Here is a 25,987-nt window from a genome sequence, read left to right as displayed (position 1 = left end):
TGGGGCCGGGTCGCCTGAAATGGGGGATCTACCAAGGAAAGACGGGCTGAAGACGCGGGCATGGCCTGCGTGCAGATACCGCTATCGTAACAAATCGGGCCGGCCTGCGCGCCAACCCGAAAACTGACGGTTTTCTGTCTGGGTGATTGTAGGACTAGAATTATTGATCCATCAATCATTGACGTATCCAACAATGCCCGCCCCCAACCCCAGCACCCCCTATTCGCCCGGCCAGGTGCTTCCCTTCCGGCAGACCCTGCTGGCCATGCTGGGCATGTGCTTCGTGATGATGATGGTGGCCATCGACCAGACCGTGGTCGGCACCGCCCTGCCCACCATCGTGGCCGAGCTCAAGGGCTTCGAACTGTATGCCTGGGTGGCGACCTCGTACCTGCTGACCTCGGTCATCACCGTGCCGATCTTCGGCCGCCTGGGCGACTACTACGGCCGCAAACCCTTCGTGGTCGCGGCCATCGTGCTGTTCACCCTGGCCTCGGTGCTGTGCGGCGCCGCCGACAGCATGCTGACCCTGGTGCTGGCGCGGGCCTTGCAGGGCATCGGCGGCGGCATGCTGGTGGGCACGGCATTCGCCTCCATCCCCGACCTGTTTCCCGACCCCCACGTACGGCTGCGCTGGCAGGTCATGCTCAGCTCGGCCTTCGGCATCGCCAACGCGGTCGGCCCCTCGCTGGGCGGCGCCCTGACCGAGCACTACGGCTGGCGCTCGGTGTTCTACGTCAACCTGCCCATCGGCATCCTCGGCGTCTTCTTCGTGGCGCGTTATTTGCCCCACCTGCGCAACCACACCGCTGGCAAGGTCCGGCTGGACTGGCAAGGCGCCCTGCTCATCGCCGCCGCACTCGGCGGCCTGCAACTGCTGGTCGAACTGCTGCCCAAGGAAGGCGCCAGCCTCACCATCGCCCTGCTCGGCATCGGCAGCGCCGCCGCGTTCGCCCTGCTCTTCTGGTGGGAACGCCGCTGCCCGCACCCGCTCCTGCCCTTCGACATGTTCCGCAACCGCGGCCTGGCCACGCTGTTCACGCTGGCGCTGCTGGTCGGCGTCACCATGTATTCGATGCTGTTCTACGCGCCCCTGCTGCTGCAAGGCGGCTTCGGCCTGTCGCCGCAGGACGCCGGCCTGCTCATCACGCCGCTGGTCGTCTTCATCACCGTGGGCAGCATCATCAACGGCCGCATCATCACCCGCATCCGCAACCCCAACCGCATGCTGTACGCCGGCTTCATGCTGATGGCCGCGTCCTGCCTGGGCATCGTCACCACCCACAACTACACCGCGCACTGGCTCATCGCCGGCTACATGATGATGGCCGGATTGGGCATGGGCTTCATCATGCCCAACCTCACCGTCTTCGCCCAGCAGACCGCCGGCCGCACCCACCTGGGCATCGCCACGGCCCTGCTGCAATCCCTGCGCATGATCGGCGGCATGCTCGGCACCGCCGTCGTCGGCACCATGGTCAACCACAGCTACTTCAGCGGCGTCGAATCCACCCTGCGCGGCACATCGGCCCAGTGGCTGCCGCAGCTGGACGACCCGCAGATGCTGGTCAATCCCGTGGCGCAGTCGCAGTTCCTGGCACAATTGGCCCATCAAGGCCAGGATGGAGCGTCGCTGATCGAGATCGCGCGCGTGGCGCTGGTCGGCGCCATCCACGAAGGGCAGCTCATTGCCCTGGCGGTCGCGGTGCTGGCGCTGTGGTGCGTGCGGCGCGTCCCCCTGGTGCAATTGGCGCGAGTTCCCAAGCCGGAGCCCGCCGGCGTCGGAGAGTAGCTTTTGCCCAAACAACAACAAGGCCTGCAGGTCATCCAGCACATGGGCCAGACCTACCGCGTCATGCAAAGCGCCTTCAGCGCCAAGGTCGGCCACGCGCTACCGCGCTGGCGCATCCTGCTGGCGCTGCATGAATGCGGGCAGTGCTCGCAAAAGCACCTGGCCGAACGCTGCCGGCTCGACCCGGCATCCCTCACGCGTCAGCTGCAAGCCATGCAGAAACTGGGCTGGATTTCCCGCGCGGTCGATGCCAACGACAACCGGCTGACCAATGCGCGATTGACGCCCGCAGGACAGGCGGTGGTGGACGAAGCGCTACCTAAGCGGGCGGCGTTCTTTGATGAGTCGTTGAAGGGGTTGTCGGCGGCGGATATCGATACGCTGAACCGGGTGTTGAGCGTGCTGGAAGAGAATTTCGTGCGTGGGGCGGGGGATAAGGGCGCTTGATCAGGCGCGGGACTCCAGGCGTCGGAATCCAACGGCAATCACCGCAATTTGTGCGGTGAAATTTGTGCGGTGAAATTTGTGCGGTGATTAAACGACTATTCACCGCACGATGTGCGGCGAATAACCCTCACCCAACAAAAAAGCCGCATGACCATGCGGCTTTCGCGAAAGGTCGTGCACTGCCGAGCATTCACAGAACGCCCGACACCGCCGAATCCGATCAGACGTTGAACAAGAAATTCATCACATCGCCATCCTGCACGATGTATTCCTTGCCTTCAGCCCGCATCTTGCCCGCTTCCTTCGCGCCCTGCTCGCCCTTGTAGGCGATGTAGTCTTCGTACGCGATGGTCTGCGCCCGAATGAAGCCACGCTCGAAATCGGTGTGAATCACGCCCGCGGCTTGCGGCGCGGTGGCGCCGATGGCGACGGTCCAGGCGCGCACTTCCTTCACGCCGGCGGTGAAGTACGTTTGCAGGCCCAGCAGCTTGAAAGCGGCGCGGATCAGGCGGTTCAGGCCCGGTTCTTCCATACCCATGTCGGACAGGAAGGCCTGGCGGTCGGCGTCGTCGAGGTCGACGATTTCCGATTCGATCGCGGCGCAGATGGCCACGACGGGCGCGTTGCGGGCAGCGGCGAATTCGGTCAGGCGATCCAGCAGCGGGTTGTTGGTGAAGCCGTCGTCGGCCACGTTGCCCACGTACATCGCGCGCTTGGCGGTGATGAAGCACAGCTGGGCGATGTCGGCCTGCTCTTCGGTGGTCAGGTCCAGCGCACGAATGGGCTTGGCTTCGTTCAGCTGGGCCACGCACTTTTCCAGTACGGCCACGATGCGTTGCGATTCCTTGTCGCCGGAACGGGCGGTCTTCTGGTGGCGCAGCAGGGCCTTTTCGGCGGTCTGCAGGTCGGCCAGGGCCAGCTCGGTTTCGATGACTTCGATGTCGGCAATGGGGTCGACCTTGCCGGCCACGTGGATCACGTTGGGGTCTTCGAAGCAGCGCACCACGTTGACGATGGCGTCGGTTTCGCGGATGTGCGAGAGGAACTGGTTGCCCAGGCCTTCGCCCTTGCTGGCACCGGCCACCAGGCCAGCGATGTCCACGAATTCGACCGTGGCGGACAGGATGCGCTCGGGCTTGACGATCTCGGCCAGCTTCTGCAGGCGCGGATCCGGCACCTCGACGACGCCCACGTTGGGCTCGATGGTGCAGAACGGGTAGTTCTCGGCGGCGATGCCGGCGCGGGTCAGAGCATTGAAGAGTGTCGATTTGCCAACGTTGGGCAGGCCGACGATGCCGCATTGCAGAGCCATGGGAATCCTGTGTAAGTACGGTATTGAGCGTTAACGTTCTAGTTTACCCCGCCAGGGGTTACGGCACGGCGGGCGTCTGGCCGGCGCGGGGCGGCGACCCATGAGGGGCCCGCAGGCGGCCAGGCCGGCGCCGCGGCTTTGCTACTGCGCCGCGGCGGGCAGCCACCGCATCACTGCCCAGATCAGCAAAATGGGGCCAGCATTGAAGGTGGCGTGCAGCGCGATCGCAGCGCCGATGCCGCGGCGGACGCGAATCCAGCCCAGCACCAGCCCGGTCACCCACTGCGGCAGCACCAGCAGCGGCAGCAGCCAGTACGGGGTGTCCTTGAAGACGAAGTTGGTCAGGTGCACAGCGGCGAATGTCAGCGCCACCAGGTGGAACACCCAGCCGAAGTGCTTCAGGTAATGCCGCCGCCAGGCGGTGTTCCAGCCTTTGAGCGGTTCGGCCTTGGGGCGCAGCGCCCAGCAGGCCAGCAGCACGAAGGCCGCCAGCAGCAGGCCGGTCCAGATGCGCGGGCCGTACAGCACCACGGGCAGCAGCGCCGGGCAGAACCACAGCGCCTGCCTGGGGCGCCGCAAGCCATAGCGAAACAGCATTTCCTCGACCAATGGCGCCCAGATGATGGCGGTCAGCCAGGGAATGTTGGCCGGGTCCAGCCGATGCGTCACCCCGCCCGCCCCGGCCGCAGCGACCGCCAGCGGCCCCAGGACAAGCAGATTGATCAGCCACAGCACGCCCGCCCAGGCCAGGATGCGGCCGGGGCCGACACCTGGCCACCAGTCCGACACCCAGCCGATCGCGGCGGTGCGCCCGGGCAGGCGCCGCACAGGATGCGGCCGGCGCACGAAGCGCCAGAAATCCACCAACTCGGTGCGAAAGCGCGGTTTGCGGACGGACACGGCGCCGGGGCTGGCGTTCATCAGGCGTCGTTGCCGCTGTGCAGCTGGCGCGTGGCCAGCGGGAAATCACCCGCCAGCATGGCCGGCACCACGGCGCGGCAGCGGTCTATCACGGCTTCGATTTCCTTTTGCTCTTCGCGGCGCGGCGGATGCAGCACGAAGTCGGCCACCTGCTGCGCGAGATTCAGCGTGCGTGGATGGCCGATGCCGATGCGCAAGCGCCAGAAATTCGGGCTGCCCAGCGCGGCCTGAATGTCTTTCAGGCCGTTGTGGCCGGCGTGGCCGCCGCCCTGCTTGAGCTTGACCTGCCCGGGCATCAGATCCAGTTCGTCATGCAGCACCAGCACGTGCTCGGGCGTGAGCTTGTAGAAGCGCGCCAAGGCGCCCACCGCCTGACCGGACCGGTTCATGTAGGTGTTGGGCTTGAGCAGCAGCACGCTGTCGGCCCCCAGGCGGGCTTTGGCGACCATGCCGAAAAAGGATTTCTCGAGCGCAAAAGAAGTGCGCAGATCGTCCGCCAGGTGGTCGGCCAGCCAGAAGCCGGCGTTGTGCCGGGTGGTTTCGTAGTCGGGACCGGGGTTACCCAATCCCACGATGAGGCGTATGGGAGTAGACATGATGGGGGTGTTTAAACCAAAAAACCCTGCGCATGCAAATGCACACGCAGGGTTTCGGGCACCAGCCGCAGGAAAGCCGAGGCTTTCCGGCAGGACTTAGGCGGCCGGGGCAGCCGGAGCGGCTTCGTCAGCGTCGTCAGCGGCAGCGCCGCCCTTGACGACAGCGGCAGCCAGCAGCGGGTTGGCGTCAGCGCCGTGCGGGACGTAGGTCACGCCCATCGGCAGCTTGATGTCGGCCAGGTGGATCGAAGCGCCAGCCAGGATGTTGGTCAGGTCGACTTCGATGAACTGGGGCAGCGCTGCCGGCAGGCAGGTGATTTCCAGTTCGGTCGTCACGTGGCTGATGATGGCGCCCGACAGCTTCACGGCCGGCGAGATTTCAGCGTTGACGAAGTGCAGCGGCACCTTGGTGCGCAGGGCTTGGTTGGCGTCCACGCGCTGGAAGTCCACGTGCAGGACTTGCGGCTTGTAGGCGTGCCATTGAACCGAACGCAGCAGAACTTGTTCTTCCTTGGCGCCTTCGAGCTGCATTTGCAGGATCGATGCGTGGAATTCTTCCTTGCGCAGCGCGTGGTAGATCTCGTTGTGGTCGAGTTCGATGTTCAGAGGGGCAGCCGTACCACCATAGACAATGGCGGGAACGCGGCCCGCGCGGCGCAGGCGGCGGCTCGCACTCGAACCCTGGACGCTACGCGCAGTGGCGATGAATTTCATGGAAAACTCCAAAAACAAAAAATAGCGAAGAGGCTTCGCCGGTTAAAGCACGGCGCACAACAGGTGCGCCGTGTTGCTTGTGCCTTGCCGCGACCAGCAAGGCACAAAAAAACGGGGGTGGGCTGAACGCCCGACCGACGCCTGGCGTCAGTCGACGAACAGCGAGCTGACCGATTCGGCGTTCGAGATACGCAGGATGGTCTCGCCCAGCAGCGCAGCGCACGACAGCTGGCGGATCTTGCCGCTGGCCTGGCCTTGCTCGGAGAGCGGAATGGTGTCGGTGACGACCAGCTCGTCCAGTTCCGACGCTTCGATGCGGTCGATGGCGCCGCCCGACAGCACGGGGTGCGTGCAGTAGGCGTAGACGGCGCCGGCGCCGCGGTCCTTCAGGGCCTGGGCCGCCTTGCACAGCGTACCGGCGGTGTCGACCATGTCGTCCATGATGATGCAGGTGCGGCCGTCGACTTCACCGATGATGTTCATCACTTCCGACACGTTGGCGCGCGGACGACGCTTGTCGATGATCGCCAGGTCGGCTTCCAGCTGCTTGGCCAGTGCACGGGCACGGACCACGCCGCCGATGTCCGGGGACACCACGACCAGGTTCGAGAAATTGCGGCGCCAGATGTCGCCCAGCAAGATCGGACCGGCGTAGATGTTGTCCACGGGGATGTCGAAGAAGCCCTGGATCTGGTCGGCGTGCAGGTCCATCGTCAGGACGCGGTCGACGCCAGCCACTTGCAGCATGTTGGCCACGACCTTGGCCGAGATGGCCACGCGCGCCGAACGCGGGCGACGATCCTGGCGGGCATAGCCGAAATAGGGAATCGCGGCGGTGATGCGGCCCGCCGAAGCGCGGCGCAGGGCATCGACCATGACCATGATTTCCATCAGGTTGTCATTGGTAGGCGCACAGGTGGGCTGCAGGACGAAGACGTCCTTGCCACGCACGTTCTCGTTGATTTCGACCATCACCTCGCCGTCGGAGAAGCGACCGACGGTCATCTTGCCCAGGGACATATCGAGGTGGTTGACTACGTCCACGGCCAGCCGAGTGTTGGCCGTGCCCGTGAAGATCATGAAGCTATCGTTTGCCATGATGGATGATGCGATGGTCGTTTAAGACACTGACGAGATGATGCGAGAACCTGCGGACCGGAAAATAAAAAAGCTGCTGAACCCGGGCCAGTGTCTTACAGGCGTGTTCAACAGCTTTTTTATGTATTCGGTTGGCTGGGGAGGAAGGATTCGAACCTTCGCATGCCGGAATCAAAATCCGGTGCCTTAACCAGCTTGGCGACTCCCCAACTATCTTGCAATCCAATTCCGCAACGGATGCTCAGTCAACCCAGGACAAGCCTGCACTAACCGGAACCGTGGATGCGTTGTGCTGTTTGTTTTAACAGCGCCGCGCATTGTAGCGGTAATTTCCGTTTTCGCCAAAACGGCCTCCGGAAGTTCGGAAAACTCGGCGTACAAACACGCACCAGATCCCGACATGCGAACTGGGATTCCTCGAGACTTCAGGGCATCCTGTTCACTAAGCCACCGCGATGCCCTGAAAACTTCAGGATAAAGACGGAAGACTACCGGCTCCAAGTCGTTCCTGCCGAAGCAGAAAGTAGGCGAAGCAAGAAAGTCCGCTATTGTGATGTAAGAAGAATCTCTTGTCAAATCGGGTGCGGAAAAAATTCCAACAGTCGGCACGCTCGCGTCGGGCTGGGCCACCAGATACGCCCGCTCCGGCAGCTCCAGCGGCGTCAGTTTTTCGCCCACGCCCTCGGCAAAAGCCGATTGGCCGAACACGAATACCGGCACATCGGCACCCAGCGGCAAGGCCAGGTCCATCAACTGGCGCCGGGTCAGGCCCGTGCCCCACAACCGGTTCAGCGCGATCAGCACGGTCGCCGCATCGCTGGACCCGCCCCCCAGGCCGCCCCCTTGCGGAATACGCTTTTCCAGCGCGATCTGCGCGCCCTGGCGCGTGCCGGTGGCTTGCTGCAGGGCGCGAGCGGCGCGCAGGGTCAAGTCGTCGGCCTCGGACACGCCAGGCAGGTCCGCGGCGCGGCTGATGACACCATCGGCGCGCGCCTCGAAATGCAGCGTGTCGCACAGGTCGATGAAGCGGAACGCGGTCTGCAGCAGGTGGTAGCCGTCAGGGCGACGGCCCACCACATGCAGGAACAGATTCAGCTTGGCGGGTGCGGGAACGTCGTAGAGAGTCACGGCGGATCGGAAAAAAGGGAGCAAGCGCCGATTTTAACGATCCGCGGGCACACGGCCGATCAGGCGATTTGCGGCGCGGTGCGGCCAGCCAGACGCTCGGCAGACGCCTCGATGACCTGACCTTCCGGCAGCTTGAACACCGCCACGGCGCTGGCCAGCTGGCGCGCCTGCTCTTCCAGTGCGCCGGCCGCGGCGGCGGCCTGCTCGACCAGGGCAGCGTTCTGCTGCGTCACGCCATCCATTTGCGTGACGGCGCGATTGACCTGGTCGATGCCGCTGGCCTGTTCTTCCGAGGCCGCGGAAATCTCGCCCATCAGGCTAGTCACGCGCTGCACGGAATCCACGATCTCGCGCATCGTGGCGCCGGCGGTTTCCACCTGCGTCGACCCCACGCCGACCTTCTGCGCCGAATCTTCGATGAGCTGCTTGATTTCCTTGGCGGCGGCGGCGCTGCGCTGGGCCAGCGTGCGCACTTCGCTGGCGACCACGGCAAAGCCCTTGCCCTGTTCGCCCGCACGCGCGGCTTCCACCGCAGCGTTGAGCGCCAGGATGTTGGTCTGGAATGCAATGCCGTCGATCACGCCCACGATGTCGGAAATGCGGGTCGAGCTGCCCGAGATGGCACGCATGGTTTCCACCACGCTGGACACGGCATCGCCGCCGCGCTGCGCCACCGCGGCCGACGCGGCAACCATGCGGTTGGCTTCGCGCGCGGTGTCGGCGTTCTGCTTCACCGTGGACGCCAGCTCTTCCATGCTGGCGGCGGTTTCTTCAAGCGAGGCGGCCTGCTCTTCGGTGCGGCTGGACAGGTCGGTGTTGCCCGAAGAGATTTCGCGCGCACCGACGTTGATTTCGTCCACGCCGCGACGCACGGTGGACACCGTGCGCACCAGGCTGTCCTGCATGGCGCGCAGCGCGTTCAGCAACGCGCCGATTTCATTGCGGCCGCGATCGGCCACGCGGCGCGTCAGGTCGCCTTCGGCGATGCGGCGGAAGATCTCGCCGGCTTCCAGCAGCGGGCGCACGATCATGCGGCGGATCAGCACGTGCGCACCGACGGCCATCGCCAGACCCAGCGCCAGGATGCCGCCCAGCAGGTAGGTGAACACGCTGTGGAACAGCGAAATCTCGTCCATCACGCCCTGCCCGGTTTCCTCGGCGCGGCGCATGAAGGCGTCGCGCTCGGACACCAGCAGCTCCTGCACCTGCTGCGTACCCTGCTTGAAATAGGCGTCCATGTCGCCGGCCTCGAGCACCTTGCCGACGTTCTGCAGGTTGGTGCTGAGGTTGCCATAGGCCTCGATCAGATCCTTGGAGGCAGCCCGCTCATCGGCCGACAGGCCGCCCGAGAAGCCCTGGAATGCACGATCGCCCGCGGCGATGCGCTGGCGTGCCAGCCGCAGCGCGGTGGTGTCGCTGGCATTGCCCTGCGCCACCCGGGTGGCGTAGCGGCTGAGGTCGGTGCGAGCCGCCACCAGCGACAGCGCCGCCGAATTGACGGCGTTGACCTGCTGCGAAGAAAGGCGATAGAGCTGGCCGACGTCCTGATTGGTCTGGCGCAGGGCGATGAAGCCCATGCCGCCGACAAGCAGCTGGAAAGTGAAAAAGACCGCAATGATCCCCAAAAGCATCGTCGCGATTCGTGTGTTCCTGAACATAGGCATTCTCCAAAAAATCGGCGGCGCGATCCGCGGCCGCCGGTCTTGCAAGCCGCGCGGGCTGGTCGCGCGCGCGGGTCTCGGGAGAATTATTCAGGCTAAACAAGATATTTCAAGCCGTAACACAACGGACTTTGCCGCGTTTATTTGCCCGATTGAAAAATGACGGGCGTGTTAACGCCGACGGCCGCGGCGCCCCAGCATTGAAACCGGGGCGGCGCGGCCGTCGGGCCAGGCGGATTACGGCAGGATCAGGGCTGGTTGACGACCAGCCGCACCATGATGCGGCGGCCGGGTTCCTGGCGTTCCAGGACCAGCATGCGGGGACCGAGGGTGTCGTAGCGCGACAGGTTGGCGCGCCAGCCGCCCTGCTCGAACGCCACGGGGCGGCCGAGTTCGTCGTTGGAAACGTCGGAGGCTTCGGGTTGCCCGGCCAGTTTGCCGCGCAGCCAGTCGCGCAGGCCGGATACCGGCATACGGCTGCCCAGGGCGTCTTCGGCCAGGGCATCGGGGTTGTCGGCCACCAGGCGGGTGCCATCGGCCTTGGTCAGGCTGGCGGCGCCGGGCTGGCCTTCGACGCGGGCTTCGGTCGAACCCAGCGGGTTGGTCAGGTCAAGCACATAACGACGGCCGTCGTCCGACCACGAGAACCCGCCCTGCACGGCGCTTTGCTTGCCGCCTTCTTCGTTGACGGTGATGGCAAAGCGCCCGATGCGGGAAAACGCATCGGCGGACGTGCCTTCGATGGGCTTGGGCGTGGTGGTGCAGGCCGCCAGCACAAAGGCCAGCAGGGCCAGCAGCGCCCAGCGCAATGCCGTCACGCCATCATGCAGGCGCCGAGCCACTGCCGTCACAGGCTGACCCCCAGGCGCTTGATCACATCAAGCACGGTCTTGTTCTTGGGGTCTTTCTGCAAGGCGGCGCGCAGCAGGTCGGTGGCCTGGTCACGCTTGCCCTGGGTCCAGAGCACTTCGGCCAGGTGGGCGGCGATGTCGGCTTCCGGGCGCACGCTGTAGGCGCGGCGCAGGTAATCGGCGGCCGCGACCTGGTCGCCCATGCGGAATTTGACCCAGCCCATGCTGTCCAGGATGAATGGATCGTTGGGCGAGAGTTCCAGCGCCTGGGTGATGAGGTCCAGCGCTTCGGGCAGGCGCTGGTTGTGGTCGGCCAGCGTGTAGCCCAGCGCGTTGTAGGCGTGGGCGTGGTCCGGATCCAGCGCGATGACCTGGCGCAGCATGCGCTCCAGGTCGGCCAGGCGGTCCTGGCGCTCGTACAGCATGGCCAGTTCGTACTTGATCTCGACGGTGTCGGGCAGCGCCTGGTCGGCGGCTTCCAGCGTGGACACCGCCTGGCCGATGCGGTCGGCATCGCGCAGGATCTGGGCCTTGGTCAAGACGCCCAGCGTGCGTTCTTCTTCGTCTTGCGGCGAGGCGGCATCGACCATCTTGATGGCGTCGTCGACGCGGCCGGACTTGGCCCGCAGGACGGCCTGGCGCATGCTGGCCGAGAACCGCAACGACGGGTCGTCGATGCGGCCGAGTTCGGCGATGGCTTCGTCGTACTGGCCCTGGTCTTCGGCGATGCGCGACAGCAGCACGTGGGCATCGGCGGCGGCGGCGCCCGCGTCGGTGGCGCCCGGCACGATGGCGCGCTGGCGCTGGTTCTGGACGTCCAGGTATTGCTGCAGGAAAGCCTTGGCCTGCGGCAGTTGGCCGGCCTTGTAGGCCAGCTGGGCCTGCATGAAGAGCAGATCGAAGTCTTCGGGCGAGCGGCGCGACATGGCCTGCAATTCGGCCAGGGCGCCCGCGTAATCGCCGGCGTCGGCCATTTGGCCGGCCAGCATCAGGCGCACCTTGCGGGCGTTGGGATTGCGGCTGATATAGGCGCGGGCGTCGGCCTGGGCGCGCTGGGGATCGACCTTGGCGCCGTACTCCAGCACGCGCTGGGCGGCGGCTTCGGACTTGGGGTCGGCGGCCAGCGCGGCGCGGGCTTCCTGGGTGGCGCGTTGGTTGTCGCCGGACGCGGACGCCACGTCGGCCAGCGCCAGGTGCGCGGCGGGCAGCTTGCGCACGCTGTCGCTGAAGGATTCGTCAAGGATGCGCAGCGCCAGGCGGCGATCGTTCAGGCGGCTGAGTACGGCCAGGGCCTGGCCGATGGCGGCCGGCTTGTCGCGCGAGGCGTCGATGCGGTTGCGCAGCGCCTGCGACAGCCCCTTGGTCTGGCCGTTGGCCGCGGCCAGCGCCAGTTCGGTGGAGCTGGCTTCCAGGTCGTTGGGCGACAGGCGGGCCCAGACGCGGGCGGCGTCCAGCGCACCCGGCAGGTTGCCGCCGGCCAGCTGGAATTCCAGGCCACGGCGCGCCAGGCGGGGATCGCCGGTATCGCGAGCCAGGCCGACCATGGTGTTGGCGGCCGTGCCGTACATGCCGCGCTGGGCGGCGATTTCCGACGCCAGGACGCGATAGAAGATGTCGGCCGTCAGCGACACGTAGGGCAATTGCCCCGGACGCAGGCGGATGACCTCGGTTTCAGGTTGGCGGTTCTGGGGCGCCATGCGCGGGCCGGTCGCATCGCGCGTCCGGCTGTCGGCGGCCTGGGCCTGAGGGGCCAAGACGGCGGCCAACGCGAGCGCCAGCGTGGCAAACCCGATATTCATTTGTTTGAAAGACGACTTCACGCGGCCCGTCCGGTTGATGGCACAATCTTCGTACACGCAATTGATGATCTTACACTGGCTCATGCCGGAACTGCCTGAAGTTGAAACCACGCGTCGGGGAATCGACGCCGTCATCACCGGCCGGACCCTCTCGCGGCTGGTCGTCCATGAATCCCGGATGCGCTGGCCCATCCCGTCCGACCTGCCTGCCCTGCTGAGCGGCCGAACGGTGCTGGAATGCGGCCGCCGGGGCAAATACCTGCTGCTGCGCTTTGACCACGGCACCCAGATCGTGCACCTGGGCATGTCAGGTTCGCTGCGCAGCACGGCGCCGGGCGAATTCCTGCGCAAGCACGACCACGTCGAATGGATCTTCGACCAGGCGGTCCTGCGCCTGCACGACCCCCGCCGGTTTGGCGCGGTGCTATGGCATCCCGACGCCGACGGCCCCATCGAAACCCACCCGCTGCTGGCCAAGCTGGGCATCGAACCCTTCGATCCGCGCTTTGACGGCGCCTGGCTGCACCAGCACTTCAAGCGCCACGGCGCCGCGGTCAAGCAGGTGCTGCTGGCCGGCATGGCGGTCGTGGGCGTGGGCAACATCTACGCCTCTGAAAGCCTGTTCCGGGCCCGCATCAACCCCAAGACGCCGGCCAACAAACTATCGGCCGCCCGCTGCGACCGCCTGGCGGACATGGTGCGCGCCACCCTGGCCGACGCCCTGACCTCGGGCGGCAGCACACTGCGCGACTACGTCGGCGCCAGCGGCGAACCCGGTGCCTATTTCGAGATCCACGCCGCGGTCTACGAACGCGAGGGCCAGCCCTGCAAGGTCTGCGGCACCCCGATACGGCGCTTCGTCCAGGGCCAGCGCGCCACCTATTACTGCCCGAAGTGCCAGAAGACCTAAGTCCGGGCCTAACCCCGAACCTAAGCCCAGACTAGGCCCGGATCCAGGCCCGAACCTCGGCCAGGCGGTCTGAGCTTCGGGCGACCCGAAAATTCCCCCCTGAATGTTCCCCTGCGGGCCGCGTTGCGGCCCGGTTTGCCATGGGCGCTGGGGCCATGACCCTGGTGAAATCCCTGAAAAAGCCAGGACATTAGTCAATAGCAAACGTATTGCATAAGCACTAATGCCACGCTATATTCCTTCCACACACCCTATTCCTATAAAAGTGGAAGGAGCCAGTCATGAGCAAGCAATTCGCCTCGCACGCCGACCTGTCCGACAAGGTCGTCTCGTTTGAAAAACTGTCCGACAACGCCTATGCCTACACGGCCGAAGGCGACCCCAACACGGGCGTGATCATCGGCGACGAGGCGGTCATGGTGATCGACACCCAGGCCACCCCGGTCATGGCGCAAGACGTCATCCGCCGCATCCGCGAAGTCACCGACAAGCCCATCAAGTACATCCTGCTGTCGCACTACCACGCCGTGCGCGTGTTCGGCGCGTCGGCCTACAACGCCCAGGAAATCCTGGCCAGCCGCGACACCTACGACCTCATCGCCGAACGCGGCGAGCAGGACAAGGCCAGCGAAATCGGCCGTTTCCCGCGCCTGTTCCGCAACGCCGAATCGATTCCGCCCGGCCTGGTCTGGCCCACGATGACCTTCAAGGGCGAAATGACCGTCAACCTGGGCAATCTGGAAGTCAAGCTGCTGCAGGTGGGCCGCGGCCACACCAAGGGCGACACCATTGCCTGGCTGCCCGAACAGAAGATCCTGTTCGCCGGCGACCTGGTCGAATACCAGTCCACGCCCTACTGCGGCGACGCCTACTTCCGCGATTGGCCCACGACGCTGGACGCGCTGTCCGGCTTTGAAGCCGAAAAGATGGTGCCCGGCCGCGGCCCGGCCCTGAAGAACGCCACGGAAGTGCGCCAGGGCCTGGCCGGCACCCGCGCATTCCTGACCGACCTGTATGGCGCCGTGAACCGCGGCGTGGCCGAAGGCAAGGACCTGAAGACGATCTACCGCGAGGTCTACGACTTCATGAAGCCGCGCTACAGCGACTGGGTCATCTTCGACCACTGCATGCCGTTCGACGTGTCGCGCGCCTATGACGAAGCCTCCGGCCACGTCCACCCGCGCATCTGGACCGACAAGCGCGACCTGGAAATGTGGGCCCAGCTGGAGGGCTGATCCCGAACGGAACGGGGTGGGCAGGCCGACACAAGCGGCCGCCCTCACCCGTTTCACGCCAAGCAGGAACCGGCTTCGCCCGCCCCCGCCCCAACCGGCGTGGGCAGCAAGGCGCAGCCGAGCATAAAAACAAAATGACCCACACAGGAGACAACCGTGGGAGACATCGACTTTCAGGCGATGGAGTTCGCCTATGAAAAACACGCCGACCAGGCGGCCGCGGCACGCGCGCGCCACCCGGTGGTGGTGGTGGGCGCCGGACCGGTCGGCCTGACCACGGCGCTGGACCTGGCCAGCCAGGGCGTGCGCGTGGTGGTGCTGGACGACGACTACCGCCTGTCCACCGGCTCGCGCGCCATCTGCTTTTCCAAGCGCACGCTTGAAATCTGGGATCGCCTGGGCGTCGGCCAGCGCATGGCCGACAAGGGCGTGTCCTGGAACGTGGGCAAGGTGTTCTTCCGCGACCAGGAGGTCTGGCGTTTCGACCTCTTGCCCGAACCCGGCCATCGCCGTCCCGCCTTCATCAACCTGCAGCAGTACTACGCCGAAGGCTACCTGTACGAACAGGCGCGCCAGCAGCCCAATATCGATCTGCGCTGGAAGAACAAGGTGGTCGGCGTCGAGCAGACTGACGCGGGCGTGGTGCTGTCGATCGACACCCCCGAGGGCGCCTACACCTTGCAGGCCGACTGGCTGGTGGCGTGCGACGGCGCGCGTTCCCCGGTGCGCAAGCTGATCGGCCAGGAAAGCCATGGCCGCATCTTCCGCGACCGCTTCCTGATCGCCGACGTCAAGATGAAGGCCGACTTTCCCGCCGAACGCTGGTTCTGGTTCGACCCGCCCTTTCACCCCAACCAGTCGGTGCTGCTGCACATGCAGCCCGACAACGTCTGGCGCATCGACTTCCAGCTGGGCTGGAACGCCGACCCCGTCGAAGCCGTCAAGCCCGAGAACGTGCTGCCGCGCATCCGCGCCCTGCTTGGCCCCGACGCGCAGTTCGAGCTGGAATGGGTCAGCGTGTACACCTTTGCCTGTGAACGCATGGACACGTTCCGCCATGGCCGCGTGCTGTTCGCGGGCGACTCGGCCCATCGCGTATCGCCGTTCGGCGCGCGCGGGGCCAACAGCGGCGTGCAGGATGCCGAAAACCTGGCCTGGAAGCTGAAGCTGGTGCTGGCCGGCCAGGCGCCCGAATCGCTGGTGGACAGCTACGCCGCCGAACGCGAGCATGCCGCCGACGAGAACATCCTGAACTCGTCGCGCGCCACCGATTTCATCACCCCCAAGAGCGACATCAGCCGCAGCTTCCGCAATGCCGTGCTGAACCTGGCGCGCCACCATCCGTTCGCGCGGTCACTGGTCAACAGCGGCCGGCTGTCCTTGCCCGCCACCTACGCCGACTCGCCGCTGAACACGCCCGACACGGACGCGTTTGCCGGCCGCATGCGGCCGGGCGCCGTGGCGCTGGACGCCCCGGTACGGGGCCCGGGCGGTATCGACTGGTGGCTGTCGCGCCTGACCGGCAGCTTCACGCTGGCGCTGTTCTGCGGCGACCAACCGCCTGCGCCCGACACGCTGCAAGCCCTGCAGGCGCTGCGCCTGGCGGCCGTGCCGGTCACGCCGGTGCTGGTGGCTGGCGCCCACTGCGACACCTCGGCGTGGCCCGCCGACCTGGCGCAGGTGGTCGACAGCGAAGGCCTGCTGGCCCAGCGCTACGACGCCCGCCCCGGCACCGCCTACCTGATCCGCCCCGACCAGCACATCAGCGCGCGCTGGCGCGCCTTTGCGCCCGACGCCGTGGCCTCGGCCATCCAACGCGCCACCGGCCGCGCCTGAATCCGAAGGACTATCCATGCTGATCACCGAGAACAACCTGGCCGCGCCGGACGACTTCTATGAAGCGCTGATCGACGCGCACCGCGACCTGAGCAACGAGCAAAGCCAGGAAATGAACGCCGCACTTATCCTGCTGCTGGCCAACCACCTGGGCGACATGGCCGTGCTGCGCGAAGCCCTGGCGCAGGCGCGCGCCTCGGTCACCCCGCAGGCGACCCCACCGCAAACGCATTGACGATCAAGGCGCGCAGCCATTGGTTGCCGCCGTCGCGGTCGTAGCGGCGCTGCCAGTACATATTGGTCTGCAGCGCCGGCACCTTCACCGGCGGCGTCATGATGCGCAGGCCAAAGGGCGGCGCCGCGCTGGCGGCCAGCTTTTCGGGCACCGTGGCCAGCAGGTCGGTCGCACTGACGATATACGGCACGGCCGAGAAATGCGGCACGCTGAAGTGTTCGGCCAGCACCAGGCCGGCGCGCTCCATCGACTGGTTCACCTGGCCGTAGGGCGCGGCGCGCGACACGATCAGGTGGCGTTCGGCTCGAAACGCCTTCAGCCCCATGCCGGCATGCGCCGTGGGATGCGCCTGGCGAAACAGCGTGGCGTAGCCCTGCCGGAACAGCATGCGCTGCAGCGTGCCCGCCCCCATCTCGTCGAATGCGCCGATCGCCAGGTCGACGCGGCCCGCCTCCATTTCGCGCGGCAGGTCCGGCCCTTGCACCCGCACCGAATCAATGCGCACCTGCGGCGCCACCTGCACGCACACTTCCATGAGGCGCGGCATGAAGTGAATCTCGCCCACGTCGGTCATGGCCACGCGAAAACGCCGCGTGCTGGTGGACGCGTCAAAGGCATCCTGGTCCTGCAACGCCTGCGTCAGCATCGCCAGCGCCTCGCTGACTGGTCCGGCCAGGCGCTGCGCCCGCGGGGTGGGCAACATGCCCTGGGCGGTGCGCACGAACAGTTCGTCGCCAAAGGCCAGCCGCAACCGCCGCAAGGCATTGCTGACGGCGGGCTGCGACAAGTCCAGCCGTCGCGCCACGGCGGACAGGTTGCGGTCTTCGAGCAGATGCTGGAACAGGATCAAGAGGTTCAGGTCTACGTCGCGCAGCTCGGCCATGTGGCCCCCTACTATTCACAAAATTTATAGTCGCTATTTTTGCATTCCCGTAGCCGCAGCGGGGGTTTTTTCCGACAATGGCGTATCGGCCTGGAGCAAGCGCTGCCCCAGGCCCCAGAACCAAGACCGCGCGGCCACGCACCGCGCGCCACCCAGGAGGATTTCATGGAACTGCAATACCAGACCGGCTTCGGCAACGACTGTGCCACCGAAGCCCTGCCCGGCGCGCTGCCGCTGGGCCGCAATTCGCCCCAGCAATGCCCCTACGGCCTGTACGCCGAGCAACTGTCCGGCACCGCCTTCACCGCGCCGCGCAGCGAGAACCGCCGCTCGTGGCTGTACCGCATCCACCCCGGCGCCCAGCACAAGCCGTTTGAACCGTTCGGCGGCGCCGCGGGCTGGCAAAGCACGTTTGGCGAAGGCCCGGTCACGCCCAACCAGCTGCGCTGGAGCCCGCTGCCCATCCCCACCGCCCCCACCGATTTCCTGGAAGGCGTGAAGACCTGGGGCGGCAACGGCGGCCCCGACGAGCAGGGCGGCGTCGGCATCCACCTGTACGCGGCCAATCGCAGCATGAAGGGCCGCTACTTCTACAACGCCGACGGCGAGCTGCTGCTGGTGCCGCAGCAAGGCCGCCTGCGCCTGGCCACCGAGCTGGGCCTGATCGACCTGGAGCCGCTGGAAATCGCCGTGATCCCGCGCGGCGTGCGCTTTGCCGTGCAACTACTGGACGACACGGCGCGCGGCTACATGCTGGAGAACTTCGGCGCCGCGCTGCGCCTGCCGGAACTGGGCCCGATCGGCTCGAACTGCCTGGCCAATGCCCGCGATTTCAAGACGCCGGTGGCCTGGTATGAAGACGTGGAAGGCGATTTCGAACTGATCGCCAAGTTCACGGGCGGCTTCTGGCGCGCCGCCATCGGCCATTCACCGCTGGACGTGGTGGCCTGGCACGGCACGCACGCGCCGTACAAGTACGACCTGCGCCACTTCAACACGATCGGCTCGATCAGCTTCGACCATCCGGACCCGTCGATCTTCACGGTGCTGACGGCGCCGTCCGACACCCCGGGCACGGCGAACATGGATTTCGCGATCTTCCCGCCGCGCATCCTGGCGATGGAAAACACGTTCCGTCCGCCCTGGTTCCACCGCAACGTGGCCAGCGAATTCATGGGCCTGATCCAGGGCGTGTACGACGCCAAGGCCGAAGGTTTCGCCCCCGGCGGCGCCAGCCTGCACAACTGCATGAGCGGCCACGGCCCGGATGCGGAAACGTTCGAGAAGGCATCGCGCGCCGACACCAGCACGGCGCACTACATCCGCGACACGATGGCGTTCATGTTCGAGACGCGCCGCGTGATCCGCCCGACCGCGCAGGCATTGGCGTCGGTAGAATTGCAGGGCGACTATTACCGGTGCTGGCAGGACATCAAGAAGCACTTCGATCCCAGCAAGGCGTGACCGGACAGACCGATTTCACGCCCGCCCACGGCGATGCGCGCAAGCGCATCGCCGTTTGGCTTTGGATTTTCCCGGCGCCTGCCGGCCCCTTACAAACACACTGAACGAGACACTCCATGACCACGACGATCAACGAAACCCACGACCCGTCCCTCAAGAGCTGGGTGGCCAGCGCGAACACGGGCACGTCCGATTTTCCGGTACAGAACCTGCCGTACGCCGCGTTCCGCCGCAAGGGCTCGCAAGAGGGCTTCCGCCCCGGCGTGGCGATCGGCGACCAGATCGTGGACCTGGCGGCGCTGGCCGCCAAGCAACCGTTCGAAGGCGCCGCCTCCGAAGCGCTGGCCGCCTGCCAGGGCGACGGCCTGAACGCGCTGATGGCGCTGGGCCACACCCACTGGAGCGCGCTGCGCCTGGCACTGTCACGCGCGCTGCGCGAAGGCGCGGCGCTGCGCACGGTGGTGGAACCGCTGCTGGTGGCGCAGGCAGACGCCGAGTACACGACGCCTGCCCGCATCGGCGACTACACGGACTTCTATATTTCGGTGCACCACGCAACGGCGGTGGGCAAGCAATTCCGCCCGGACAATCCGCTGCTGCCGAACTACAAGTGGGTGCCGATCGGCTACCACGGCCGCGCCTCGAGCATCGGGGTGGACCAGAAGTTCCCGCGCCCGGTGGGCCAGACGCGCCCGGCAAACGAAGGCGAAAACCCGCAGTTCGGCCCCTGCGCGCGCCTGGACTATGAACTGGAACTGGGCATTTTCGTGGGCACGGGCAACGCGCAAGGCGAACGCATCACGCTGGCGGACGCCGACGCGCACGTGTTCGGCCTGTGCATCCTGAACGACTGGTCGGCTCGCGACATCCAGGCCTGGGAATACCAACCGCTAGGCCCGTTCCTGTCGAAGAATTTCGCATCGACGATCTCGCCGTGGATCGTGACGATGGAAGCGCTGGAACCGTTCCGCACACAATGGAACCGCGGCCCGTCGGAACCGCAACCGATGCCCTACCTGGCCTCGGACGCAAACCGCGCGAAGGGCGCCTACGATGTGCAGATGGAAGTGCTGCTGACGACAGAAAAGTCGCGCACCGAAAAGCTGCCCCCGGCCAAACTCTCGCGCAGCAATTTCCGCGACGCCTACTGGAACATCGCCCAACTGATCACGCACCACACGGTCAACGGCTGCAATCTGCAACCGGGCGACATGCTGGGTACGGGGACGCTATCGGGTCCGCAGGCGGCGGAAGCGGGTTCGCTGCTGGAACTGAGCAATGGCGGGAAGACTGCATTTGATCTGCCTTGGGGGGAGAAGCGGACGTTCCTGCAAGATGGGGATCAGGTGATTATGCGGGCTGAGTGTGTGAAGGCTGGGTATCCTCGGATTGGCTTTGGTGAAGCGTCTGGGACTGTGTTGCCGGCTCGGGTTTAGGGTATTTGGATCGTGCTGGCGTTTGTTTGTGCTTCGTAGGTCGCCCCTCGCGGCGGTGGCATGCGGGGCGGGCGCCCACGATTGCGGTCCGGAGCCTTCGCTCCGGACTGCCCCTTCGTCATCTTCGTCCGCCTTCGGCTCCCTTCAGATTCCCTCGGGCGCATCGAGGTTGCCCGCCCCGCATGCCACCGCCGCGAGGGGCTACGCGCGTCTCGAATCGTTGCGCTGCTAGACCTGTGTGCGGGGAATGGAATCTGCAGGGTCGCCAAGCCGCGGCCGCGCGGGCGGCCACGTTTGGCATTGCGTTGCTGGAAAGTGTTGCGACGACGCTTCGCGCTGTTGGAGATTGGTTTTCTAGTGGCTCGTCACGTTGGGGGTGGGGCGGTGATGGGCGGCGCGGCGGGGTCCTGCTTGCGCATGCTGACTGTCTCGCGCGCCGCCCATCAGGCGCTGCACACTGACGTGACACTCCACGGCATCCGCGCCGCTAGAAAACAACATCCTCACCTACACGCGAGAGCGTCATCAGCGCCCGCAAGACGCCGCGTAAGCTTCGTAAGGCCGCCCGCGCGGCCGGCACGAAGCGGGCAACGCCCCACCCCGCCCACCCCACTCCGACGGGGATAAATATGCCAAGCACACCACCCGCCCCAGCAACCGCGGCTAATCGTAATCGTGAGCGCTTGGCGGTGTCGGCGGGTGGAGGGCGGGGCGTGTAGATGCGCCCGACGGAATCCGTAGGGAGCCGAAGGCGTACGAGGATGAGGACGGGGCAGTCCGGAGCGAAGGCTCCGGACCGCAATCGTAGCCCCGCCCTCCACCCGCCGACACCGCCAAGCGCGGCTCAAGAACCCAACAGACTAAAGACCCAACTCAAGGCAACCGATACTTCTCTTCCCGATAAACCCAACTCCCCCACAATCCATGCGCCAGAGCCTCCTTAGAAAGCCCCTCATCCACAGGCTCAACAGGCTCATAGATTTCATCACGCCCCACCGGCGCCGCCTCATACCGATATTCTTTTGGCGCCTTCGAAGGTTCCAGAACCAGCAGCTTGTCGCCGCGTAGATAGCCGAAATTGTCTGCGTACTGCATCAGCGCCCGATTCGGATCTCGTTGCGTCAGATCTGCGCCCAGCATCGGGTTCACGTTGTCCAGGCCGATCAGCGACAGCAGCGTCGGCGCCATGTCGATCTGGCTCACGATGCGGTCGTCCTGGCGGGGGGTAATGCCGGCGCCCAGGATCAGCGCGGGGATCTGGAAGTGGCGGACCGGGACCGGGATCGAACCGTAGACGCGCGAATCGTGGTCGGCGATCACCAGGAAGACCGTGTTGTTCCAGTATGGGGCCTGGCGGGCCTTGTCGAAGAATTGGCCCAGCGCCCAGTCTGCGTAGCGCACCGTGTTGTCCACGCTGGCCGGGTCGCCCACTGGCTGGATGCGGCCGGCGGGGTATTCCCAGGGCGAGTGGTTGCTCACCGAGAACGCCAGGGTGAAGACGGGCTTGTCGCCGTCTTCGCGCAGCAGGCGGTCGACCTGGTTGAACATGTCTTCGTCGGAAGCACCCCACGAGCCTTCGAACACCGGGTTCACGAACTTCGGGCGGTCGATGACTTCGTTGAAGCCGTTGCCCAGGAAGAATGCCCGCATATTGTCGAAATGGGATTCGCCGCCGTAGACGAAACGCGAGTGGTAGCCGTGCTTGCCCAGCACTTGCGCCAGCGTGAAGAAGCCGGTCTGCGAGCGTGGCAGCTTGACCACGGCGTCGGCCACGCTGGGCAGAAAGCCTGCCGTCACCGCTTCGATGCCGCGCACCGAGCGCGTGCCGGTGGCGTAGGCGCGGTGGAACATCCAGCCGTCCTTGGCCAGGCGATCGATGTTGGGCGTCAGGTCCTTGCCGCCCAGGCTGCCGACGTATTGGGCGCCCAGGCTTTCCTGCAGAATGATCACCACGTTCAGCGGCTTGTCGCGGCGTACAGTGGCTTTCTGTTCGTGCAGGCTGGGGTAGCGCGGGTCCAGCGGCGGGCCGGACAGGCCGGCTTTTTCGCGCACGATGGCGTTCATTTCGTCCACCGGCATCTTGGGGTACATCGCGGCCGACGAGCGCTCGTCGCGCATGCGGTAGGCGGCGTCGAACACGCTGTACAGCGAGTTCAGGGCCAGCGAATTGACCATGGCATCCGAGCTGAACGCCACCTTGGCCGGGTTGATGGGGCGGTGCTCCAGCGTGCCGCGTGCGCCCAGCACCACCAGGGCCAGGATGACCAGGGTCGCCACCGGCCGCTTCCACCACGCCATGAACGGATCGCGTACGCGTGTCGGGAACAGCTTGACCGCCAGCCAGGCCGCCAGGATCAACACGATGGCCGCGGCGAGCAGCACGCCCTTGTAGCCCTGCCACAGCATCGAACCGACTTCTTTCGGGTTGAGCAGGTAGATGAAGTACAGGCGGTTGGGCCGGGTGTCGTATTCGGCGATGAATTGCGGCGTGGAGACTTCCAGCAGCACGTACAGCATCCACCAGATGCGGAACCACCAGGCGGTGACGCGGGCGCCCCAGGCGCGGTGGCCGAACCACGGCGAGAACACCGCGGGCAGCGCGATCACCATGGACAACAGGCAGACGTCGATGCGCAGGCCGCCGAACAGCACGGGCCACAGGCCGCCGGCGGCCTCGACGCGGTCCCACATCCACAGCGACAGGCCCAGCCGGCTGAGGGTCAGCAGGACCAGGACGGACAGGATGAACCGAAGTGTCAGGCGGCGCATGCGGCGGCCCTCCCCTGGCGGCTGCCAAACCCTTGCGTTGATGCGTCGCTACGATGACCGAGCCAAACCATGCCTTGCCGTCCGGTGAATGAAAACGGCCAAGATTAACGCGGTTTGGCGGGGACGGCGGCGGTGAGCGGCGGTTGAATCTCTAGCGAGGTTGGGTAAACGTTGTATGACGTCGTATTTCAGCCAACGCTGTATCCGCGGAGGACAGCCCGTCGTCGTTACTGCACCTTGCGCAAACGCTCGCGGCTGTTGCTCAGGTGGGTGCGCATTGCGGCGCGGGCGCCTTCGGCGTCCTGGCGGACGATGGCGCTGTAGATGTCTTCATGTTCCAGGTTGACGCGGGCCAGGTAGGCGGGGCGGTCTTCGTGGGCGAATTTGGCCGAATTGATGCGGGTGCGGGGAATGATGGCCGAGCCCAGGTGCGACATCAGGTCGGCGAAATAGCGGTTGTCGGTGGCTTGCGACACCAGCAGGTGGAACTGGAAGTCGGGGGTGATGGTGTCGCCGCCGCTGTCCAGTGCGCTCTTGAAGGCGTCCAGCGCGCGGCGCATGTCGGCCAGCTGGGCGCCGCTGCGGCGTATCGCGGCCAGGCCCGCGGCTTCGCTTTCGAGGCAGATGCGCAATTCCAGCAGCACCAGCACGTCGCGCACGGTGGCGATGTCGGCCGGGTCCACCCGGAAATCGCCGCCACCGCTGGGTTCCAGGGCATAGGTGCCCACGCCGTGGTGGGTTTCGACCAGGCCCGAGGCCTGCAGCCGCGACAGGGCTTCGCGCACGACGGTGCGGCTGACGCCGAACTGCCGCATGATCTCGGATTCCGTGGGCAGCTTGTCGCCCGGGCGGATGTCGCCGCCGCGGATGCGTTCGGAAATGCTCTCGACCAGGCCCTGGGCCAGGTTTCGGGGACGACGCTGCGGCAAAACGGGGGTATCGACAGGAGCGTTCATCAGGGATTATCCGAAAGCGGTTGCGTGGAGCTTGACTGCAAAAATTCGTGCTTATTATACTTTGGACAGGTTGTACGATAACGTACCAGATACGTCCTCTCCACTGCGCCATCCACCGAGTGTTGCGCCATGAGCCAAGTTGTCGACCGCATGCCCGCTGCGCCGCGTTGCCATCGCCTGCTATTGACCGGCGCGGCCGGCAACCTGGGCAAGGTGCTGCGGCCACGCTTGAAAGCCTATGCCGATGTGCTGCGGGTATCCGACGTGGCGGCGCTGGCACCTGCCGGCCCTGGCGAGGAAGTCATCCCCTGCGACCTGGCCGATGCCGCCGCCGTTTCCGAACTGGTGCGCGGCGTCGACGCCATTGTGCACCTGGGCGGCGTTTCCGTGGAACGTTCTTTCGAAGAAATTCTGCCGGCCAACATCCAGGGCGTGTACCACGTCTACGAAGCCGCCCGCGTCCATGGCGTGCGGCGCGTGGTGTTCGCCAGCTCCAACCACGTCATCGGCTTCTACGAACAGGGTACGCAGCTGGATGCCGACGTGCCGCTGCGCCCTGACGGCTACTATGGCCTGAGCAAGGCCTATGGCGAAAACCTGTCGCGCTTTTACTACGACCGCTACGGCATCGAGACCGTCTGCCTGCGCATCGGCTCGTCGTTTCCCGAGCCCAAGGACCGGCGCATGATGGTCACCTGGCTCAGCTACGACGACCTGACCGACCTGGTGGTGCGATCCCTCTTCACGCCGGGCGTCGGCCACCTGATCGCCTACGGCGCCTCGGCCAACCGCGACAACTGGTGGGACAACGCCCGTGCCGCTGCGCTGGGTTTTGCGCCCAAGGATTCGTCCGAGTCCTTCCGCGCCCAGGTCGAAGCCCAACCGCCCTTGCCCGCCGACGACCCCGCCGCCCGCTATCAGGGCGGCGCGTTCGTCAAAGCCGGCCCCTTCCCTTTTCCGCCCCGCTGAGTCCCGCCCCCGCCATGGCGACTTCCGTTGAACGCATCGGCACCCAGCTCTGTGGCGTGGGCGAAAGCCCGGTCTGGCGCGCCGCCGACCAATCCTTCTATTGGACCGACATCCCTGGCCGCGCGCTCTGGCGCTGGACGCCGGACAGCGGCGCCATCGACCACTGGGCACTACCGCAGATGGCCGGCTGCATCGCGCCGCGCGGCGACGGCTGGCTGCTGGCCATGGAAGACGGCCTGTACGCCTGCGGCCCACTGATCGCGGCGCAGCCCTGCCTGCCGCAGCCGCTGGCGCGCGTACGCCATGGGGCGCCCGGCATGCGCTTCAACGATGGGCGCTGCGACCGCCAGGGCCGCTTCTGGGCCGGCACCATGGTCATGGACATGAGCCTGGCCAGCCACGCCGGGCGCCTGTACCGGCATGACGGCGGCGACGCGCTGCAAGCCGTGGTTGCGGACCTGATCGTGCCCAACGGCCTGGCCTTCAGCCCCGACGGCCGCACCCTGTACCTGTCCGATTCGCATCCGGCGCGGCAGGTGGTCTGGGCCTACGACTACGACACCGACGCCGGCGTGCCGAGCAACCGCCGCGTGTTCATCCCGAAGCTGCCCGCCGGCCGGCCCGACGGCGCAGCCGTGGACGCCGATGGCGGCTACTGGATCTGCGGCAACGAAGCGGGCCGCATCTACCGCTACACGCCGGACGGCCGGCTGGACCGCAGCGTCGACGTGCCCGCCCCGCGGGTCGCGATGTGCGCCTTCGGCGGACCGGACCTGGACGTCCTGTTCGTCACATCCATCCGCCCCGCGGACGCCGCCCCCGGCTCCGCCGCCGGCGCCGTGTTTGCCCTGCGCCCCGGCGCGCGGGGCCTGGAGGAAACCGCAAGCGCCGGCTAGCACCCGACCGCGGCGCGCCTCTTGCGCCCACGCACGTGTAGTAGGCAGGTCCGACATATCAAAGAGCTTCGGGGCCCCA

General features: G+C 66.2%; 23 protein-coding genes and 1 tRNA gene. 11 read left to right on the top strand and 13 right to left on the bottom strand.

The window, feature by feature from the left end:
• The first annotated feature begins 193 nt into the window (after positions 1-193).
• Entirely contained in the window at positions 194-1,792 is a 1,599-nt protein-coding gene (locus tag HV798_RS03175; RefSeq protein ID WP_175191381.1) for an MDR family MFS transporter, read from the top strand.
• Between the two features lie 3 nt (positions 1,793-1,795).
• Positions 1,796-2,239: a MarR family winged helix-turn-helix transcriptional regulator gene (locus HV798_RS03170; RefSeq protein WP_175191382.1), complete on the top strand. Its 444-nt coding sequence runs from the start codon at positions 1,796-1,798 to the stop codon at positions 2,237-2,239.
• A gap of 220 nt (positions 2,240-2,459) precedes the next feature.
• On the opposite strand, the gene ychF is transcribed toward HV798_RS03170, so the two are convergent.
• The 8 genes from ychF to HV798_RS03130 form a co-directional block, all read right to left on the bottom strand.
• Complete coding sequence (gene ychF / locus HV798_RS03165; RefSeq protein WP_025139446.1) at positions 2,460-3,551, bottom strand: redox-regulated ATPase YchF; 1,092 nt, start codon at positions 3,549-3,551, stop codon at positions 2,460-2,462.
• A gap of 141 nt (positions 3,552-3,692) precedes the next feature.
• Positions 3,693-4,472 (bottom strand): CPBP family glutamic-type intramembrane protease, encoded by a 780-nt coding sequence (locus HV798_RS03160; RefSeq protein ID WP_175191383.1) that lies wholly within the window; start codon positions 4,470-4,472, stop codon positions 3,693-3,695.
• Complete coding sequence (gene pth, locus HV798_RS03155) at positions 4,472-5,068, bottom strand: aminoacyl-tRNA hydrolase (RefSeq protein ID WP_025139444.1); 597 nt, start codon at positions 5,066-5,068, stop codon at positions 4,472-4,474. The genes HV798_RS03160 and pth overlap by 1 nt, the downstream gene beginning before the upstream one ends.
• 96 nt (positions 5,069-5,164) lie before the next feature.
• Positions 5,165-5,782, bottom strand: coding sequence for a 50S ribosomal protein L25/general stress protein Ctc (locus HV798_RS03150; RefSeq protein WP_175191384.1), 618 nt, complete (start codon positions 5,780-5,782; stop codon positions 5,165-5,167).
• 147 nt (positions 5,783-5,929) lie between these two features.
• On the bottom strand, positions 5,930-6,880 hold the full coding sequence (locus HV798_RS03145; RefSeq protein WP_006227587.1) for a ribose-phosphate pyrophosphokinase: 951 nt from the start codon (positions 6,878-6,880) through the stop codon (positions 5,930-5,932).
• 132 nt (positions 6,881-7,012) lie between these two features.
• Positions 7,013-7,089: transfer RNA gene (locus HV798_RS03140), tRNA-Gln, on the bottom strand.
• 1 nt (position 7,090) lies between these two features.
• Entirely contained in the window at positions 7,091-8,008 is a 918-nt protein-coding gene (gene ispE / locus HV798_RS03135) for a 4-(cytidine 5'-diphospho)-2-C-methyl-D-erythritol kinase (protein ID WP_175191385.1), read from the bottom strand.
• A gap of 59 nt (positions 8,009-8,067) precedes the next feature.
• Positions 8,068-9,666, bottom strand: a complete 1,599-nt coding sequence (locus HV798_RS03130) for a methyl-accepting chemotaxis protein (protein ID WP_175191386.1) — start codon at positions 9,664-9,666, stop codon at positions 8,068-8,070.
• On the opposite strand from HV798_RS03130, the gene HV798_RS03125 reads away from it, so the two are divergent.
• Positions 9,623-9,832 carry a hypothetical protein gene (locus tag HV798_RS03125; protein WP_175191123.1) on the top strand — a complete coding sequence of 70 codons (210 nt, stop codon included), beginning with the start codon at positions 9,623-9,625 and terminating at the stop codon, positions 9,830-9,832. The genes HV798_RS03130 and HV798_RS03125 overlap by 44 nt on opposite strands.
• Positions 9,833-9,917: 85 nt before the next feature.
• Here HV798_RS03125 and lolB read toward each other — a convergent pair whose 3' ends face one another.
• Both lolB and HV798_RS03115 read right to left on the bottom strand, forming a co-directional pair.
• Positions 9,918-10,520 carry a lipoprotein insertase outer membrane protein LolB gene (lolB, locus tag HV798_RS03120; protein WP_025139440.1) on the bottom strand — a complete coding sequence of 201 codons (603 nt, stop codon included), beginning with the start codon at positions 10,518-10,520 and terminating at the stop codon, positions 9,918-9,920.
• On the bottom strand, positions 10,517-12,403 hold the full coding sequence (locus tag HV798_RS03115) for a tetratricopeptide repeat protein (protein ID WP_025139439.1): 1,887 nt from the start codon (positions 12,401-12,403) through the stop codon (positions 10,517-10,519). The genes lolB and HV798_RS03115 overlap by 4 nt, the downstream gene beginning before the upstream one ends.
• On the opposite strand from HV798_RS03115, the gene mutM reads away from it, so the two are divergent.
• From mutM to HV798_RS03095, 4 genes are all read left to right on the top strand, one after another.
• Positions 12,402-13,229, top strand: a complete 828-nt coding sequence (gene mutM, locus HV798_RS03110) for a bifunctional DNA-formamidopyrimidine glycosylase/DNA-(apurinic or apyrimidinic site) lyase (RefSeq protein ID WP_025139438.1) — start codon at positions 12,402-12,404, stop codon at positions 13,227-13,229. The genes HV798_RS03115 and mutM overlap by 2 nt on opposite strands.
• 281 nt (positions 13,230-13,510) lie before the next feature.
• The gene (locus HV798_RS03105; protein WP_025139437.1) at positions 13,511-14,464 is read left to right on the top strand and encodes an MBL fold metallo-hydrolase; all 954 of its coding nucleotides are present in this window, start codon (positions 13,511-13,513) and stop codon (positions 14,462-14,464) included.
• 156 nt (positions 14,465-14,620) lie between these two features.
• Positions 14,621-16,300 carry an FAD-dependent oxidoreductase gene (locus HV798_RS03100; protein ID WP_175191387.1) on the top strand — a complete coding sequence of 560 codons (1,680 nt, stop codon included), beginning with the start codon at positions 14,621-14,623 and terminating at the stop codon, positions 16,298-16,300.
• Between the two features lie 16 nt (positions 16,301-16,316).
• Positions 16,317-16,535: a DUF2783 domain-containing protein gene (locus HV798_RS03095; RefSeq protein ID WP_025139435.1), complete on the top strand. Its 219-nt coding sequence runs from the start codon at positions 16,317-16,319 to the stop codon at positions 16,533-16,535.
• Here HV798_RS03095 and HV798_RS03090 read toward each other — a convergent pair.
• A complete protein-coding gene (locus tag HV798_RS03090; protein WP_175191388.1) occupies positions 16,501-17,418 on the bottom strand; it encodes a LysR family transcriptional regulator in 918 nt (305 codons plus the stop codon). The two genes, HV798_RS03095 and HV798_RS03090, sit on opposite strands and share 35 nt — an antisense overlap.
• 165 nt (positions 17,419-17,583) lie before the next feature.
• Between HV798_RS03090 and hmgA the strand changes: the two genes are divergently transcribed.
• Complete coding sequence (gene hmgA / locus HV798_RS03085) at positions 17,584-18,882, top strand: homogentisate 1,2-dioxygenase (RefSeq protein ID WP_175191389.1); 1,299 nt, start codon at positions 17,584-17,586, stop codon at positions 18,880-18,882.
• Positions 18,883-18,998: 116 nt separating this feature from the next.
• Positions 18,999-20,318 carry a fumarylacetoacetase gene (gene fahA, locus HV798_RS03080; protein ID WP_175191390.1) on the top strand — a complete coding sequence of 440 codons (1,320 nt, stop codon included), beginning with the start codon at positions 18,999-19,001 and terminating at the stop codon, positions 20,316-20,318.
• A gap of 873 nt (positions 20,319-21,191) precedes the next feature.
• Here the strand turns inward: fahA and HV798_RS03075 are convergent.
• Together HV798_RS03075 and HV798_RS03070 are read right to left on the bottom strand one after the other, a co-directional pair.
• Positions 21,192-23,087: an LTA synthase family protein gene (locus HV798_RS03075; RefSeq protein ID WP_175191391.1), complete on the bottom strand. Its 1,896-nt coding sequence runs from the start codon at positions 23,085-23,087 to the stop codon at positions 21,192-21,194.
• A gap of 227 nt (positions 23,088-23,314) precedes the next feature.
• Positions 23,315-24,043, bottom strand: coding sequence for a FadR/GntR family transcriptional regulator (locus tag HV798_RS03070; protein WP_175191392.1), 729 nt, complete (start codon positions 24,041-24,043; stop codon positions 23,315-23,317).
• 129 nt (positions 24,044-24,172) lie between these two features.
• On the opposite strand from HV798_RS03070, the gene HV798_RS03065 reads away from it, so the two are divergent.
• Both HV798_RS03065 and HV798_RS03060 read left to right on the top strand, forming a co-directional pair.
• Complete coding sequence (locus HV798_RS03065) at positions 24,173-25,012, top strand: NAD-dependent epimerase/dehydratase family protein (RefSeq protein WP_175191393.1); 840 nt, start codon at positions 24,173-24,175, stop codon at positions 25,010-25,012.
• A 14-nt stretch (positions 25,013-25,026) separates the two neighbouring features.
• Positions 25,027-25,908, top strand: coding sequence for an SMP-30/gluconolactonase/LRE family protein (locus HV798_RS03060; protein WP_175191394.1), 882 nt, complete (start codon positions 25,027-25,029; stop codon positions 25,906-25,908).
• Positions 25,909-25,987 lie beyond the last annotated feature (79 nt).

It is taken from the genome of Achromobacter deleyi (genome assembly GCF_902859705.1).
Classification (GTDB): domain Bacteria; phylum Pseudomonadota; class Gammaproteobacteria; order Burkholderiales; family Burkholderiaceae_B; genus Achromobacter; species Achromobacter deleyi.
The sequence above is the reverse complement of the archived record's forward strand: the minus strand, read 5'-3'. Positions and strand labels throughout refer to the sequence as shown.